Below are 15,869 nucleotides of genomic sequence, written 5' to 3' on the forward strand. Positions count from 1 at the left end.
ACACATACTGTGACTGACGCACCGCCATCGGGGGCAAGCCCCCTCCCTCATTTGGTCTTAGGTTTCGGCCGATTACAGCGGCAGGGTCGGGTAGTCGATGTAACCAACTGGCCCTTTGCCGTAGAAGGTTTCCGGGTGCGCTTCGTTCAACGGCGCATCGGCCTTCAGGCGAGCCGGCAGGTCCGGGTTGGCAATGAACGGTATGCCGAAGGCCACCGCATCCGCCTTGCCCGAGGCCAGCCAGGCATTAGCGCTGTCCTTGGTGAAACGTTCGTTGGCGATATAGGGGCCGCCGAAGGCTTTTTTCAGTTGCGGGCCGAGGCTGTCGGCACCTTCCTTTTCACGCGAACAGATAAAGGCGATGCCTCGCTTGCCCAGTTCGCTGGCGACGTAGGTAAAGGTTTCCGCCAAGTTGTCGTCACCCATGTCATGGGCGTCGGCGCGGGGGGCCAGGTGCACGCCCACACGGCCGGGGCCCCAGACTTCGATGGCGGCATCGGTCACTTCCAGCAACAGCCGTGCGCGGTTTTCCAGGGAGCCGCCGTATTGATCGGTGCGCTTGTTGGTGCTGCTTTGCAGGAACTGGTCGAGCAGGTAGCCGTTGGCGCCATGGATTTCCACGCCGTCGAAGCCGGCGGCCTTGGCGTTCTCGGCACCGGTGCGATAGGCGTCGACGATGTCGGCGATTTCAGCGGTTTCCAGCGCGCGTGGTGTCGGGTAGTCGGCCAGTGGGCGCACCAGGCTGACGTGGCCTTTAGGCTGGATGGCGCTCGGGGCAACCGGGGTCTCACCGTTCAGGTAGGACTCATGGGAGATGCGGCCAACGTGCCACAGTTGCAGGAAGATCTTGCCGCCCGCGCCATGCACCGCCTTGGTCACATTGGCCCAGCCGCGCACCTGGTCGTTGGACCAGATGCCCGGGGTGTCCGGGTAGCCCACGCCCAGCGGCGTCACGGAGGTGGCTTCGCTGAGGATCAGCCCGGCGGAAGCCCGTTGCACGTAGTACTCGGCCATCAGCGCGTTGGGTACGCGGCCGGCATCGGCACGGCAGCGGGTCAGCGGCGCCATGATGATGCGGTTCGACAGTTCCAGGTCGCCCAGTTTGATCGGATCGAAAATAGTCGTCATGGGATAACACCCTTCTGTTTGAAGTTGATCAGTTGGTCGCAGGGGCCAGGTCGGCATCGCCGCTCTGACGGAAAGTAATCAGGGTTACCAGCAGGGCCAGGATCGCCAGGGCCGCAGCCGCCAAGGGCACGCTGGTCAGGCCGAAACCGTGGGCAATCACGCTGCCGCCGACCCAGGCGCCGAGGGCGTTGCCGATGTTGAAGGCGCCGATGTTCAGGGTGGACACCAGGTTCGGTGCGGCCTTGCCGAAGGTCACCACGTTGATCTGCAGCGCAGGTACGGCGGCAAATGAAGCGGTGGCCCACAGGAACAGGGTGATCTCGGTCGGGATCACGGCGACGCTGGTCCAGGTCAGTGCGGTGGAGACCACCGCCATGCTGATGAATACGCCAATCAGGGTGGCCGCCAGGCGTTTGTCCGCCAGCTTGCCGCCGATGATGTTGCCCACGGTGAGGCCCAGGCCGATCAGCAGCAGGGTCCAGGTCACGCCCTTGGGCGATACGCCGGTGACATCACCAAGCAGTGGTGCCACGTAAGTGAAAAGGGTGAACATCGACGCGGCGAACAGTGCCGTCATGCTCAGCGACAGCCAGATGCCAGCCCCTTTGAGGGCGGCCAGTTCGGCGCGCATGTCGAGTTTTTCTTCGTCCCGCTTGGCCGGCAGGAAACGGATCAGGCCGATCAAGGCGATCACGCCAATGACGGTCACCGCCCAGAAGGTCGAGCGCCAGCCGGCTTGCTGGCCCAGGGCGGTACCCAATGGCACACCGAGTACGTTGGCCAGGGTCAGGCCGGTGAACATCAAGGCGACGGCCGAAGCGCGTTTGTTGGCCGGCACCAGGTTGGCCGCCACCACCGAACCGATACCAAAGAACGCACCGTGGCACAGCGCGGTGACCACACGGGCAAACATCAGCACGTTGTAGTCACTGGCCAGGGCGCAAAGCAGGTTGCCGATAATGAAGATGCCCATCAACGCTACCAGGGCGGCCTTGCGTGGCAGCTTGGCGGTCGCCAGTGCCATGAACGGTGCGCCGATCGCCACGCCCAGGGCGTAGCCGGTGACCAGCCAGCCGGCACCGGGAATCGACACACCCAGGTCCGCCGCCACATCGGGCAACAGGCCCATGATGACGAACTCGGTGGTGCCGATGGCGAAGGCGCTCAGGGCCAGGATGAGGAGCGAGAGGGGCATTTGGGTTTCCTTGTTAAAGCGGTGCGCGCATTTCAGAACTGACTTCAGGGCTGAGTTCAGTCACGAGTGCCGCGAGAAAAGCCTGGATGGTTTCCTCGTTGCGTTTGAAAAAGTGCCACTGCCCGGCCTTCTGGCTGCTGATCAATCCCGCCCGTTGCAAGGTGGCCAGGTGGGCCGACACGGTGGACTGGGACAAGCCGCAACGCTGGTCGATCTGGCCAGCGCAGATACCGTATTCGTGGTTGTGCAGTTGCTCGGGGAACTGCACTTTCGGGTCTTTGAGCCAGGTGAGAATGTCTCGTCGTACTGGGTGTGCCAGGGCTTTTATTATTTCGTCGAGGTCAATGGACATGGCAGTTGCTCGGTTTCGTAAAGCGTTATATCGCGATGAGGCGAACTTTAAATCGATACATCCCGATATACCAATATGATTTCGGTCTTAGCCAAGACTGAATCGGTATATCGGGTTATAACGATACGTGGGTCGCAGTGATAGACTGCGCACCATGAATTATCTCGCACATCTGCACCTGGGCGGCCAACTTCCTGCTCAACTGCTGGGCAGTCTGTATGGCGACTTTGTCAAAGGCCGCCTGCAAGGCCAGTTCAGCCCGCCCATCGAAGCGGCGATCCAGTTGCATCGCTCGATCGACCGCTTTACCGACAGCCACCCGTTGGTCGGCGAGGCGTTGTCGCGCTTCAGCCTGACCCGCCGGCGCTACGCCGGGATCGTCCTCGATGTGTTTTTCGATCACTGCCTGGCGCGGGATTGGGCGCTGTATGCCGAGCAGCCCCTGGAGCGCTTCACCTCGCAGGTGTACCGCGTGCTCGCGGCCGAACCGCAATTGCCGGGACGGTTGGCGCAGATTGCACCCTTTATGGCGGCGGATGATTGGCTCGGTTCGTACCGGGAGTTCGCGATGATGGAGCCGGTGTTGCGCGGGATTTCGCGGCGGCTCACGCAGCCTGATGAGCTGGGGCATGCGATGCAGGAATTGCGGATTCTGTATGAGCCGCTGAGCAAAGACTTCAGTGAGTTCTACCCGGAGCTACAGGCGTTCGCACAACGCCAACTGAATACCGGGATCTAAATGTGGGAGGGGGCTTGCCCCGATAGTGGTGGTTCAGCCAATGAATCTGTTGACTGACACACTGCCATCGGGGGCAAGCCCCCTCCCACATTGTTGCCCGTGCCCGCTTCAGGCCGCGAAGGCCGGCCGAACCGCAATCTGTTCTGTTTCCGGCAGGGCCCCAAACAACGCCTTCTGCACCGCCTGCTGCGCCTGGAACGCCAGTGCCGCGCGTTCCTGCCCGGCGCAGGCAATCGGCTTGAGCACATGGATTTCCACGTCGCCCTGGTCATTGCCGAACAGGCGCATCAGGTGCGAGAGCAAATCATCATCGCCAATAAACGGTGCCAGCGGGTCCACTTGCCCGTCGCGCAGATAACGGATCGCCACCGGTTGCAGCGATACATCGGCATCGATCGCACTGGCCAGCAAGCGCCCGTGAAAGGTGCGCAGGCTGCGCCCGTCGGTGGTGGTGCCTTCGGGGAACATAAGCAGCGGGTGCTGTTGCTCCAGGTGGCGGGTCATTTGCTTGCGGATCAACTGGCTGTCGCCCGAACCGCGACGGATAAATAAGCTACCGGCCTTCGCCGCCAACCAGCCGGCCACCGGCCAGGTGCGCACTTCGGCCTTGGACAAAAACGACATCGGCGCCACTGCGCCCAACAACGGAATATCGGTCCACGACACGTGATTGCTCACCCACAGCATCGGTGTCTGCGGCAACTCGCCGTGCACCGTCACCCGAAAGGGCAGGGCATTGGTCAATCGCGCCATAAAGAACCGCGACCAACGTTGACGCCGCACCATCGAGTTAGCCACGCCCAGGCGCTCGAACACACCAAACACACTGGCCATGCTCAAGCCCAGCGCCACCACCAGCAGCACGCGGGCGATGCGCCCGTACACGCGCAGGCGGCGCATCACATGGCCGCCTTGAAGTGGCGTGCGTAACGCGGGCACAGTTCATCGCGCTTGAGCAGGATAAACACGTCGGCCACTTGGAAATCCTCATCCCAGCACGGCTCGCCGCAGATCTTCGCACCCAGGCGCATATAGGCCTTGAGCAGCGGCGGCATTTCCGCGATCACGTTGGACGGCAGATCCAGCGCCGGCAGAGGTTTTTTCGGCTCGGCGCGCAGATGTTCGTTGCACAGGTAGCGTTCGCGCAGGCGTTGCATGATGGCGTGGGCCTGGATGCCGCCGTCGTGCATCGGGATGCTCGCACACCCCATCAGGTAGCTGTAGCCGCCCTGGTTAAGCACCTCGGCCAACTCGCCCCATAACACGGCGATGGTGCCGCCGTTGCGGTAGGCGGGGTCGACACAGGTGCGACCGATTTCCAGGATCGGGCCCTGTAAATGCAGGAGGCCATGCAGGCTGAATTCTTCTTCGCTGTAGAACCGGCCCAGGCTGCTGGCGGCCTGGTGGTCGAGTAAACGGGTGGTGGCGACCAGTCGACCGCTGTTCAAATCCCGCACGCCGATGTGGCTGCAGTGAACATCATAGTCATCCATGTCCAGCCCCAATTCCGCGCCTTTCAGCTTGGCGTTGAATTCGCCGCTGAACACGTTGAACCGCAGGGCCTGGGCTTCCTGCAAAGCCTTTGCGCCAACCAGGCGTTCGGCTTGCAGACGGCGTTCATTGCCGGTGTCGCTGATGCGGGCGATCTGAGTCATGGCGAATCTCCGAGTGCCAGCCACCTTTCGGCCGGTCGACTTGTTTGTCCAAACTCAGGCTATGTAGGCTCGGTGTCATCTCCATGAAGTTCCGGTGACGCTTAGATGACAGCCCTCCGTGTCGCCAATCTGTCATCGGCCTCGGCTAGGCTCGCGGGCTTGAACGCCCCCTTGAGTTTGTGTCCATGGTCCGAGGCCTGTTGTGCGTTGCCCTGCTGTCAGTCACCGTTACTGCCCACGCTGAAACCTGGCCTGACAAGGAGTGGGCCAAGGCCCCGCCGCTCTCCGGTCCTGCTGTCGATGCCTTGAATGCCTATGCATTCCCCGCGCGTGACGACACCCATCGCCTAGGTATTCGAACCGACGCGCTGCTGGTGATTCGCGATGGCGCAGTCGTCTATGAGCGCTACGCCGAACCCACCACCGCGAGCACGCCGCACTTGACCTGGTCGGTCAGCAAAAGCCTGATGGCGACGGTGCTCGGCGTGGCCTATGGCGAAAAACGCTTCAAGTTGACTGACCCGGTGGCGCGCTTCTATCCGCCAATGAAACAGCACCCGACGGTCAGCATGGCCGACCTGCTGCACTGGGCCTCGGGCCTGGATTGGCAGGAAGACTACGAGTTCGCCCCGCTGAAATCCTCGGTCGTCGCGATGCTCTATACCCGTGGCCGCGCCGACATGGCGGAATTCACCGCCGGCATGGACGCCGCCAGTGCACCGGGCCGGGTCTTCCGTTACTCCAGCGGCGACAGCAACCTATTGTCCGCGGCCCTCAAAGGGATGCTCGGCCACAAGGCCTACATGAGCTACCCCTGGGATGCGTTGTTCAAGCCGTTGGGTATTCACAACGCCACCTGGGAAACCGATGCCGACGAAACCTTTGTCGCCTCGTCCTACGCCTACCTCACCGCGCGCGACCTGGCGCGCGTCGGCCTGCTGATGGCGCGCGACGGACGCTGGGGCGATCAACAATTGCTGCCCGAAGACTGGGTTGCTTTCAACCGTAAACCTTTCGACCAATACAAGGCCGGCCAGGACGAAGCCGTCCCCGGCGGCCATTGGTGGCTCAATCGCGAAGTGCAGGGCGCTGCCCGACCCTGGCCCGATGCCCCCGCCGATACCTTCGCCGCCCTCGGGCACTGGGGGCAGGCGCTGTATGTGATGCCGGATGAGCGCCTGGTGATTGTGCGCTATGGCGATGATCGCGACGGCAGCTACCGCCATAACGAACTGCTCAAGCGCGTGCTTGCGGCGGTGCAACCATGATTCGTCGTCGGCCGTTCACCAGCCTTTTTCTCGTGCTGTTGCTTGCCCTGTTGGGCTGGGTCTGGCACGAGCGCGTCAACCTGCAAGCCTTCCCCGACATCATCGCGGCGTATACGGCCAAGGAGTACTGCTCGTGCCGGTATGTGGCGGACAATCCAGCCGAGTATTGCCGGGGGTATGTGAAGCAGTACGTGCCGATCAGTGCGTTCACCGATGACCCGAAGCGCAGTGAAGTCACCGCCAGTGGATTGGGGCGTACCCATACCGCCAGATGGTTGGGCGAACACCAGGGGTGCCGCCTCATCCCCTGAAACGTCATACCCGATGTGGGGGCGGCTGTGTCAGTTACATTGCGCCCGGCAGGCGGCACAGTTAAGGTTCGTTCAGGTTTTTCGCCCCACGAGTCCTTAATGTTCAACGCGTCTGTCATCAAACCCCTGGCCTTCGCCGTGCTGGCCGCTGCCGCAGTGCCTGCCCATGCCGACTGGTACCTGGATAACGAATCCTCACGCCTGTCGTTCGTCACCACCAAAAACACCGAGATCGCCGAGGTGCAGCGCTTCCTGGTGCTGCACGGCAAGGTCGACAGCAAGGGCGCTGCGCAATTGGAGGTGGAGCTGGAATCGGTCAACAGTGGCATCCCGCTGCGTGATGAGCGCATGCGCAATCAACTGTTCGAGATCAAGACCTTCCCTGAAGCGCTGATCAGTGCGCAGATCAACCTGCAACCCATCAATGACCTGGCCCCTGGCGCGCAATTGGAATTGCGCCTGCCCATGAGCGTCACGTTGCATGGCAAGACCCAGACCTACAACGCCGAGCTGCTGGCCACGCGCCTGGATGACCGGCGTTTCCAGGTGGTCACCTTGGAACCGTTGGTGTTGCACGCCGAGGATTTCGACCTGGCACCCGGTGTGGCGGCATTGCGCAAGGTGGCTGGGCTCAAGTCGATCAGTTTGTCGGTGCCGGTGGGTGCGGTGCTGATCTTTACGGCGCGCTGACGTGAGCGGCGCAGTGTTCCCGTGGCGCAGCGCCAACCGGTTCGAGTTGTTGATCGACGGCCCGCAGTTTTTTCCGCAGATGCTGGTGGGCATTGCCCGGGCAGAGCGTCAGGTGGAGCTGGAGCTGTACCTGGTGGAAGCCGGGGCCTGCGCCGAAGCCATGGTGCAGGCGCTGGTGTTGGCGGCTGGGCGTGGCGTGCGGGTGCGTTGCTTGTTTGACGATTACGGCAGCCTGGCGTTTACCCTCGGGTTGCGCAAACGCTTGACGGATGCAGGGGTGGAACTGCGCTTTTACAATCGCTTGAGCTGGCGGCGCTGGATGCGCAACCTGTATCGCGACCACCGCAAGCTGTTGCTGATCGACCAGCAAATCGCCGTGGTCGGCGGCACGGGCGTGACCGATGAATTCTGGACCCCAGGGCAAGACACCGCTGACTGGCATGAAGTGATGGTGCAGATCAGCGGGCCGCTGGTGCTGGATTGGCAGGCGTTGTTCGACCGGCAATGGCACGCGAACAGCGCGCGCCGGGAGTGGAAGCCCGCCACTCATTTCGGTTTGCCGCGCCTGCCCAAGGTGCCCGCGACGGGGCCAGGCCTGGGGCGCGTGGCGTATGCCGATGCGCGCCAGCACCGCGACATCCTGCAATCGTTGATTCGCGCCTTGAACAGCGGCAAGCACCGCATCTGGTTGGCCACCCCGTACTTCCTGCCCACCTGGGGGGTACGCCGTGCCTTGCGCCGAGCGGCGGGACGCGGGGTCGATGTGCGTCTGCTGCTCACCGGGCCACGCACCGATCACCCCTCCGTACGCTATGCCGGGCACCGTTATTACCCGCGCCTGCTGCGCTCGGGTGTGCAGATATTCGAGTACCAGCCGTGCTTCCTGCACCTGAAGATGGTGTTGGTGGATGACTGGGTCAGCATCGGCTCATGCAATTTCGACCACTGGAACCTGCGCTTCAACCTGGAAGCCAACCTGGAAGCGTTGGACCCTGAGTTGACGCGGGACGTGGTGGACAGCTTCGAGCGGGATTTTACCCAGAGCCAGGCGGTGAGCCTGGAAGCGTGGAAATCGCGGCCGTTGTGGCGGCGAGTGAAGCAGCGGGTGTGGGGCTGGATTGATCGCTTGGTGGTGAACGTGCTGGATCGGCGCGGCTAGCAAGAACACTGAGATCAAATGGGGGAGGGGGCTTGCCCCGATAGCGGTGATTCAGCGACAGATCTGCTGGCTGATACACCGAAATCGGGGGCAAGCCCCCTCCCACATTTTTTGACCGTGTCAGGTGTCAGAGCAGTTCGAAGGTCTGCTGCTGCACATCCTGGGAATCCAGCCCGATCTGGACATTGAACTCGCCCGGCTCCGCTGCGAACTTGAGCTGGGTGTTGTAGAACTTCAGGTCTTCCTCGGTGATGGTGAAGTGCAGCGTGCGCTCTTCACCGGCCTTGAGCATGATTTTCTGGAAGTTCTTCAGCTCCTTGATCGGGCGGATCATTGAGCCGGCCACGTCCTGGATATACAACTGCACCACGGTTTCGCCGTCCACCTTGCCGGTGTTGGTCACGGTGACACTGGCGTCGAGCTTGCCGGTCTTGTTCAGGGTGGTGGAAGACAGCGCCATGTCCGAGAGGCTGAACGTGGTGTAGCTCAGGCCATAACCGAACGGGAACAGGGGCCCTGTGGTGTCATCGAAGTACTGCGAGGTGTAGTTGCCCGGCTTGCCTGGGGTGAAGGGCCGGCCAATGGTCAGGTGGTTGTAGTAGGTTGGAATCTGCCCCACCGAACGTGGGAAGGTGATCGGCAGCTTGCCCGACGGGTTGTAGTCACCGAACAGCACGTCGGCGATGGCATTGCCGCCCTCGGTGCCGGCGAACCAGGTTTCCAGGATCGCGTCGGCTTGCTGGTTCTCTTCGAGAATCGACAGCGGGCGGCCGTTCATCAGTACCAGCACCAATGGCTTGCCGGTGGCCTTGAGCGCCTTGATCAGGTCGCGCTGGCTTTGCGGGATATTCAGGTCGGTGCGGCTCGACGATTCGTGGGACATGCCACGGGATTCACCCACGGCGGCGACCACCACATCGGCATCCTTGGCGGCCTTGACCGCTTCATCGATCATCACCTGGGCAGGGCGCGTGTCATCCACCACTTCCGGGGCATCGAAATTGAGGAAGTTGAGGTAGTCGACCACGGCCTTGTCATTGGTGATGTTGGCGCCACGGGCATAGATGATCTTGCCTTTTTCGCCGATCACCGCGTTGAGGCCGTCGAGCAGGGTCACCGATTGTGCCGGCTTACCGGCGGCGGCCCAGCTGCCCATCATGTCGATGGGCGCCTTGGCCAATGGACCCACCAGGGCAATGGTCGCGGATTTCTTCAGCGGCAGGGTACCGTTCTGGTTCTTCAGCAAGACCATGCTGCGGCGCGCCACGTCACGCGCTTCGGCGCGGTGCAGGCGGCTTTCGGCATAGGTGTCGGCCGGGTCGTCCTCGGCCTTGCCGATACGCAGGTACGGGTCTTTGAACAGGCCCATGTCGTACTTGGCGCCAAGCACCTCGCGCACGGCGTTGTCGATGTCGCTTTGCTCGATCTCACCGGACTTGAGCAGCCCTGGCAATTCCTTGCCGTACAGCGAGTCGTTCATGCTCATGTCGATGCCGGCCTTGATCGCCAGCTTGGCGGCTTCACGCCCGTCCTTGGCCACGCCGTGCTTGATCAGCTCGAAGATCGCACCGTGGTCGCTGACGGCCAGGCCCTTGAAGCCCCAGTCCTTGCGCAACAGGTCGTTCATCAGCCAGGTGTTGGCGGTGGCGGGTACGCCGTTGATCGAGTTGAGCGCCACCATCACGCCGCCGGAACCGGCCTTGATCGCCGCGTGGTACGGGGGCAGGTAGTCCTGGTACATCTTGACCGGGCTCATGTCGACCACGTTGTAGTCGCGCCCGCCTTCCACGGCGCCATACAGGGCGAAGTGCTTGACGCTGGCCATGATGCTGTCGGCATTCGCGGGGCTGGTGCCCTGGAATGCCTTGACCATCACTTCGGCGATGCGCGAGACCAGGTAGGTGTCTTCGCCGAAGCCTTCGGAGGTACGGCCCCAGCGCGGGTCGCGGGAGATGTCGACCATCGGCGCGAAGGTGATGTCGAGGCTGTCGGCGGCGGCTTCCTGGGCGGCAATGCGCCCGGACCGGCCGATGGCGTCCATGTCCCAGCTGGAGGCCAGGGCCAGGCTGATCGGGAAGATCGTGCGGTGGCCGTGGATCACGTCATAGGCGAAAAACATCGGGATCTTCAACCGGCTGCGCATGGCCGCGTCCTGCATCGGACGGTTTTCCGGGCGCGTGATGGAGTTGAACGTGCCACCGATGCGGCCGGCGGCAATTTCCTTGCGGATCAGCTCACGGGGCATTTCGGGGCCGATGCTGATCAGGCGCAATTGGCCGATTTTTTCATCGAGGGTCATCTGCTTGAGCAGGTCGCTGACGAAGGCGTCCTTGTCTTTAAGCGCAGCAGGCTTTGTTTCTGCCCAGACGGGGTGGGTGGCCAGAGTGGCAACAAGGCCGAGCAAACACAGCTTCTTCATGAATATCCTTTTTCGGCTCACTGCACAGCGCTAGCGCTGATCGGCCAAAATGTGGGGAGCGTCTATTGTTGTTCGGGTGTTGTTCAGATAAATGCAGCACACTCTGAACTCTTTTTCGCGCTGGGCATCTTTGTAGCTGATTGGCTCGATGCATTCCAGTGGTGGCGGATTATGCCCCAAGCGCGCGGTTTATAGGGTTAGTCGTCAAATTCCATCAAGATTGGCCAGGAGAAACACCATGCAAGCAGCACAAGGTTACCGCTGGGGCTTGAAAGCCGCGGCGTTGTTATTGATCAGCAGCGTGCTGAGCGGTTGCGGTATCAATACCATTCCGACCCTGGATGAGCAGGCCAAGGCGGCCTGGGGCCAGGTGCAGAACCAGTATCAACGGCGTGCCGACTTGATCCCCAACCTGGTGGAAGTGGTCAAGGGCTATGCCACCCATGAGCAGGACACCCTCACTGCGGTGATTGAGGCGCGGGCCAAGGCCACCTCGATCCAGGTGGATGCCAGTACCCTGGATAACCCGGAAAAACTCAAGCAATTCCAGCAAGCCCAGGACGGTTTGAGCGGTGCGCTCAGCCGCTTGATGGTGGTGTCCGAGCGCTACCCGGACCTGAAGGCCAACCAGAACTTCCTGGCCCTGCAATCCCAGTTGGAAGGCACGGAAAACCGTATCGCCGTGGCGCGTCGCGACTTTATCCAGGCGGTGCAGGCCTACAACACCGAGATCCGCACCTTCCCTGGCCGCCTGTGGCACAGCGTGATGTACAGCGACCTGCCGATCCGCGCCACGTTTGAAGCCACCAGTGCCGATGCCGATAAAGCGCCGCAAGTGAAGTTCAAATAAGGCTGCATTGAGGTGTCGATGCGTTTATTACGGATAGGCCTGGCGCTGTGGTTGCTGGCATGCATCGCTTCGGCCCAGGCGGCGTTGACCTTCCCGGCACTGACCGGGCGGGTGGTGGATAACGCCCAGATGCTCGACCCGGCGACGCGCCAGCAATTGACCGAGCAGTTGCAGGCGCTGGAGCAAACCACCGGCGACCAGATCGTGGTGGTCACGGTGCCCGACCTGCAAGGCGTGCCTATTGAGGACTACGGTTACCAATTGGGCCGCGAGTGGGGGATTGGCCAGAAGGGCAAGGACAACGGCGCGTTGTTGATCGTTGCCCGCGATGAGCGCAAGTTACGCATCGAAGTCGGTTACGGCCTGGAAGGTACGCTGACCGATGCGCAGTCCTGGGTGATCATCAACCAGGTGATTGCACCCAAGTTCAAGGCCGGCAATTTCAGCCAGGGTATCAGCGACGGTGTAGCCGCCATGATCCAGGTGGTGGGCGGTCAGCCGCTGGCAGTGCCGGCCCATGTGGCGGATGCCAACTTTGCCAAGGATAATCCCGGGTTTTCCATCGGCTTGTTTGTCCTGCTGATCGGCGTGTTGTGGTTGTGCAATCGCCTGGGCCTGCCGGTGGGGGCGATCCTGCTCGCGATCCTCAGCAGCAGTGGACGCGGCGGTGGGGGCGGTGGCGGTGGCGGCGGCGGTTTCCGAGGCGGCGGTGGTGGCTTCGGCGGCGGCGGCGCGTCGGGCGGCTGGTAATGACAATAACTAGAAAAGAGCATCTACAACCATGGCATTACTGACTGAACACGAGCAGCGCCAGGTCGCCGAAGCGATCGCCCGGGTCGAAAAAAACACCGACGCCGAACTGGTGACCGTGCTGGCTGCCCGTGCCGACGATTACGCCTATATCCCATTGCTGTGGGCCAGCCTGATCGCGTTGGTGGTGCCGGGTGTGGTGCATTACCTGTCGGGCTACCTGACCATGTACACCTTGCTGCTGGCGCAATGGGCGACGTTCATCGTGCTGTGCCTGGTGTTTCGCCTGCCCAAGGTCACCACGCGCCTGATCCCGCGTTCGGTGCGCCATTGGCGCGCATCGAACCTGGCGCGCCGGCAGTTCCTGGAGCAGAACCTGCACCACACGCTGGGCAGCACCGGGGTGCTGATTTTTGTCAGCGAGGCGGAGCGTTATGTGGAAATCCTGGTGGACGATGGCATCTCCAGCCGCCTGGATGACAGCCATTGGGAGGGGATCGTCAAGGCGTTTACCCAGCAGGTCAAACAGGGGCAGACGCTGGCTGGGTTTATTGCTTGTATCGAGGCGTGTGGCGAGTTGCTCAAGGTGCATGTGCCGGTGACTCAGACACGTAATGAACTGCCCAACCGCCTGGTCGTGCTCGAATAGAACATCCAACACTGGAGATCAAATGTGGGAGGGGGCTTGCCCCTCCCACATTGGGTCCCAAGTGGTCAGGCGCAGTACCGTTGATCAAATAACCCCGTGCCCTAAACCCCCATCCCCCCTAAAATGCCCGGCATTCCCTGCCCGAGGCGTTTTTGTTCATGTCCGTTACCGCTCAACCTGCCCGCCCTGCGCCGGATCATCATGCCCAGTTCATCGAACTGCTGAGCGCAAGCCTTCAGCACGACGCTTTTATCAAGCTGGTGCTGGCCAAGTACGTGGGTGAGGACGCCGAGCTGCAACGGCTGATCATCAAGCCGGTGACGGTCAAGGAACAGCCGTGCCTGTCCTTCGTATACCGCTACAAGACCCGCGACATTACCAAGAACCTCCCGGTGGCCGACGGCGTGGCGGCGATTGCCGAGCTGTTGCCGGCTTCGTTCAAGAACGCTCACTTGCTGGCACTGACCGACGAAGCCCAGCTCGAATACAGCAAAAAGAACAAAAGCTCGCTGTTCAAAAGCAAACCCCAGCAATTGCGCGAAGCGCCGTCGGCCGAGCATAACCGCGAGAAGCATCGTTTCCTCGAGTTGAGCCGACCGTTCCTCTTCGACCTGGGCGTGACCGACGCCAAGCACGCGCTGATCCCGTCGATGTCGCGCAAGTGGAAGCAGATCAACAAGTTCATCGAAGTGTTCAGCCATGCGCTGACCTCGTCACCGCTGCGGCTGGACGGGCCGGTGCGCGTCGCTGATTTCGGTTCGGGCAAGGGCTACCTGACGTTCGCCATCCATGACTACTTGCGCAACACGCTCAATGTCGAGGCTGAGGTCACTGGCGTTGAATTGCGCGAAGACATGGTGACCTTGTGCAACACCGCCGCTGCGCGCCTGGACCACCCAGGGCTGGTGTTCAAGTGCGGTGACGTGCGCAGCGTGGCACCGAGCGAGCTGGACGTCATGATCGCCCTGCACGCCTGCGACATCGCCACGGATTACGCCATCCACACCGGTATTCGTTCCGGTGCGTCGATCATCATGTGCTCGCCGTGCTGCCACAAACAGATTCGCCTGCAGATCCAGAGCCCGGTGCTGTTAAAGCCTATGCTGCAATACGGGTTGCACCTGGGCCAGCAGGCGGAAATGGTCACCGACAGCCTGCGCGCCTTGTTCCTTGAAGCCTGTGGTTATGAGACCAAGGTGTTCGAGTTCATCTCCCTGGAACACACCAACAAGAACAAGATGATCCTGGCGGTCAAGCGCGCCGAACCGCTGGACAATGCGCAGTTACTGGAAAAAATCCAAGAGCTAAAGGCGTTCTACCACATCACTGAGCATTGCCTGGAAACCCTGCTGCGTGCGGATGGCTACCTGTCCTGAACACCGCTCAAATGTGGGAGGGGGCTTGCCCCCGATGAGGGCGTGTCAGCTGATGCATCTGCCACTGACCCACCGCCATCGGGGGCAAGCCCCCTCCCACATTTAGACCGTGCTCGGTTTAGAAGCTGGCGCAGCCTGCACCGCCGTCTTGCGCCCCAGCATCACCGTCACGATCACCCCACAGGCGAACAGCCAGGTAATCGGTTCGATATGTTCCCCAAAGAACAACGCCGAAAATGCAATGGTGAAGAAGATCTGCAGCAGCTGAATCTGGCTGACCCGCGCAATGCCGCCCATGGCCAACCCGGCGTACCAGGCAAAGAATCCCAGGAACTGCGAGAACAGCGACACATAGCCGAACGCCCACCAGGTGCGCATCGAAATCGCGCCCTGGTGCTGCGCCGCCAGGTACCACACCGGGCCGATCAGCACCGGGGTCGACAGTACCAGCGCCCAGCAGATGACCTGCCACCCGCCCATCTCCTTGGCCAGCCGACCGCCTTCGGCATAACCCAGGCCGCCCACCGCAATGGCACCGAGCATCAACAGATCGCCGGCTTGAATGCTGCCGGCACCGGTAATCAGCGCATAGCTCAATACCAACGCGCTGCCCAGTGCGGCGCAGGCCCAGAAGGCTTTCGACGGCCGCTCATGGGACAGCCACGCTGCATACAAGGCCACGCACAGTGGTTGCAGGCCGTTGACCAGCGCGCCATGGGAGGCCGGTAACGTTTGCATGGCCCAGGCTGACAGCACCGGGAAACCGAGGATCACGCCTGCGATCACCAGGCACAAACCGCGCACCTGGCGCCAGGTTGGCCAACGCTCGCGGCGCCACAGCAACAGCGCCGCCGCCGGAATCGCCGCGAACAACGCACGGCCCAGGCCGTTGAGCAACGGGTGGATTTCCTGCACCACGATGCGGGTGAAGGGCAGGGTCAGGCTGAAGATGATGACGCCCAGCAGGCCGAGGGCCATGCCGGTGTTTTCGCGCGAGCTCATGGGGAGAACCGAAATCTAGAGGGCTTCAAGGGAAGCCCATCTAGCCACAACCCCCGGCGATTGCGGGCCTACAGCTGGGTGCGGATTTATCCGTACAGTTGCTGTTGTGTGGGCGCTGTCGAGTTTCAGTGAGTCTGCGATGGGCGCACCGCAGACTTACTGATAAACCGCGTCGCCTGTATCGCGGGCAAGCCCTAATGCCAGTCAGTTAAGAGATAGAGCGGGCAAACAGGTCACCTGTGGAAGAGATGGAACGGGCAAACAGGTCACCTGTGGCGAGCGGGCTTGCCCCGCGTTGGGCTGCGAAGCGGCCCCAAAACCAGGCA

Annotated in this window: 16 protein-coding genes; 9 read left to right on the forward strand and 7 right to left on the reverse strand. The window is 61.9% G+C overall.

Going from position 1 to position 15,869, the window contains the following annotated elements; translation table 11 throughout:
* Positions 1–72 precede the first annotated feature (72 nt).
* Genes ACODSV_RS33455 through ACODSV_RS33465 form a run of 3 tightly spaced genes read right to left on the reverse strand, consistent with a single transcriptional unit; the run spans position 73 to position 2,675 of the window.
* Positions 73–1,128 carry an alkene reductase gene (locus tag ACODSV_RS33455; protein ID WP_024073922.1) on the reverse strand — a complete coding sequence of 352 codons (1,056 nt, stop codon included), beginning with the start codon at positions 1,126–1,128 and terminating at the stop codon, positions 73–75.
* 28 nt (positions 1,129–1,156) lie between these two features.
* Positions 1,157–2,323, reverse strand: a complete 1,167-nt coding sequence (locus ACODSV_RS33460) for an MFS transporter (protein ID WP_024073923.1) — start codon at positions 2,321–2,323, stop codon at positions 1,157–1,159.
* A gap of 13 nt (positions 2,324–2,336) precedes the next feature.
* Entirely contained in the window at positions 2,337–2,675 is a 339-nt protein-coding gene (locus tag ACODSV_RS33465; protein WP_024073924.1) for an ArsR/SmtB family transcription factor, read from the reverse strand.
* Between the two features lie 154 nt (positions 2,676–2,829).
* On the opposite strand from ACODSV_RS33465, the gene ACODSV_RS33470 reads away from it, so the two are divergent.
* Positions 2,830–3,414: an acyl carrier protein phosphodiesterase gene (locus ACODSV_RS33470; protein WP_102625394.1), complete on the forward strand. Its 585-nt coding sequence runs from the start codon at positions 2,830–2,832 to the stop codon at positions 3,412–3,414.
* Between the two features lie 108 nt (positions 3,415–3,522).
* On the opposite strand, the gene ACODSV_RS33475 is transcribed toward ACODSV_RS33470, so the two are convergent.
* Both ACODSV_RS33475 and olsB read right to left on the reverse strand, forming a co-directional pair.
* Positions 3,523–4,314 (reverse strand): lysophospholipid acyltransferase family protein, encoded by a 792-nt coding sequence (locus ACODSV_RS33475; RefSeq protein WP_150056076.1) that lies wholly within the window; start codon positions 4,312–4,314, stop codon positions 3,523–3,525.
* Entirely contained in the window at positions 4,314–5,069 is a 756-nt protein-coding gene (olsB, locus tag ACODSV_RS33480) for an L-ornithine N(alpha)-acyltransferase (RefSeq protein ID WP_024073928.1), read from the reverse strand. Before olsB ends, ACODSV_RS33475 begins: the two co-directional genes overlap by 1 nt.
* Positions 5,070–5,254: 185 nt before the next feature.
* On the opposite strand from olsB, the gene ACODSV_RS33485 reads away from it, so the two are divergent.
* The 4 genes from ACODSV_RS33485 (at position 5,255) to ACODSV_RS33500 (ending at position 8,497) form a co-directional block, all read left to right on the forward strand.
* Positions 5,255–6,337, forward strand: coding sequence for a serine hydrolase domain-containing protein (locus ACODSV_RS33485; RefSeq protein WP_150056075.1), 1,083 nt, complete (start codon positions 5,255–5,257; stop codon positions 6,335–6,337).
* Positions 6,334–6,648 carry an amidase gene (locus tag ACODSV_RS33490; RefSeq protein WP_069075424.1) on the forward strand — a complete coding sequence of 105 codons (315 nt, stop codon included), beginning with the start codon at positions 6,334–6,336 and terminating at the stop codon, positions 6,646–6,648. The genes ACODSV_RS33485 and ACODSV_RS33490 overlap by 4 nt, the downstream gene beginning before the upstream one ends.
* Before the next feature lie 99 nt (positions 6,649–6,747).
* Complete coding sequence (locus tag ACODSV_RS33495) at positions 6,748–7,338, forward strand: YceI family protein (protein ID WP_024073931.1); 591 nt, start codon at positions 6,748–6,750, stop codon at positions 7,336–7,338.
* 1 nt (position 7,339) lies between these two features.
* Entirely contained in the window at positions 7,340–8,497 is a 1,158-nt protein-coding gene (locus tag ACODSV_RS33500; RefSeq protein WP_024073932.1) for a phospholipase D-like domain-containing protein, read from the forward strand.
* Positions 8,498–8,624: 127 nt separating this feature from the next.
* On the opposite strand, the gene bglX is transcribed toward ACODSV_RS33500, so the two are convergent.
* Positions 8,625–10,916, reverse strand: coding sequence for a beta-glucosidase BglX (gene bglX / locus ACODSV_RS33505; protein WP_024073933.1), 2,292 nt, complete (start codon positions 10,914–10,916; stop codon positions 8,625–8,627).
* Between the two features lie 238 nt (positions 10,917–11,154).
* Between bglX and ACODSV_RS33510 the strand changes: the two genes are divergently transcribed.
* The 4 genes from ACODSV_RS33510 (at position 11,155) to ACODSV_RS33525 (ending at position 14,541) form a co-directional block, all read left to right on the forward strand.
* The gene (locus ACODSV_RS33510) at positions 11,155–11,766 is read left to right on the forward strand and encodes a LemA family protein (RefSeq protein WP_150056248.1); all 612 of its coding nucleotides are present in this window, start codon (positions 11,155–11,157) and stop codon (positions 11,764–11,766) included.
* Positions 11,767–11,784: 18 nt separating this feature from the next.
* Positions 11,785–12,516, forward strand: coding sequence for a TPM domain-containing protein (locus ACODSV_RS33515; protein ID WP_150056249.1), 732 nt, complete (start codon positions 11,785–11,787; stop codon positions 12,514–12,516).
* 31 nt (positions 12,517–12,547) lie between these two features.
* On the forward strand, positions 12,548–13,165 hold the full coding sequence (locus tag ACODSV_RS33520) for a TPM domain-containing protein (protein ID WP_150056250.1): 618 nt from the start codon (positions 12,548–12,550) through the stop codon (positions 13,163–13,165).
* A 158-nt stretch (positions 13,166–13,323) separates the two neighbouring features.
* Positions 13,324–14,541 carry a class I SAM-dependent methyltransferase gene (locus ACODSV_RS33525; protein ID WP_024073937.1) on the forward strand — a complete coding sequence of 406 codons (1,218 nt, stop codon included), beginning with the start codon at positions 13,324–13,326 and terminating at the stop codon, positions 14,539–14,541.
* A gap of 102 nt (positions 14,542–14,643) precedes the next feature.
* Here ACODSV_RS33525 and ACODSV_RS33530 read toward each other — a convergent pair whose 3' ends face one another.
* Complete coding sequence (locus ACODSV_RS33530) at positions 14,644–15,543, reverse strand: DMT family transporter (protein WP_024073938.1); 900 nt, start codon at positions 15,541–15,543, stop codon at positions 14,644–14,646.
* Positions 15,544–15,869 lie beyond the last annotated feature (326 nt).

Source organism: Pseudomonas sp. FG86, from assembly GCF_057808775.1.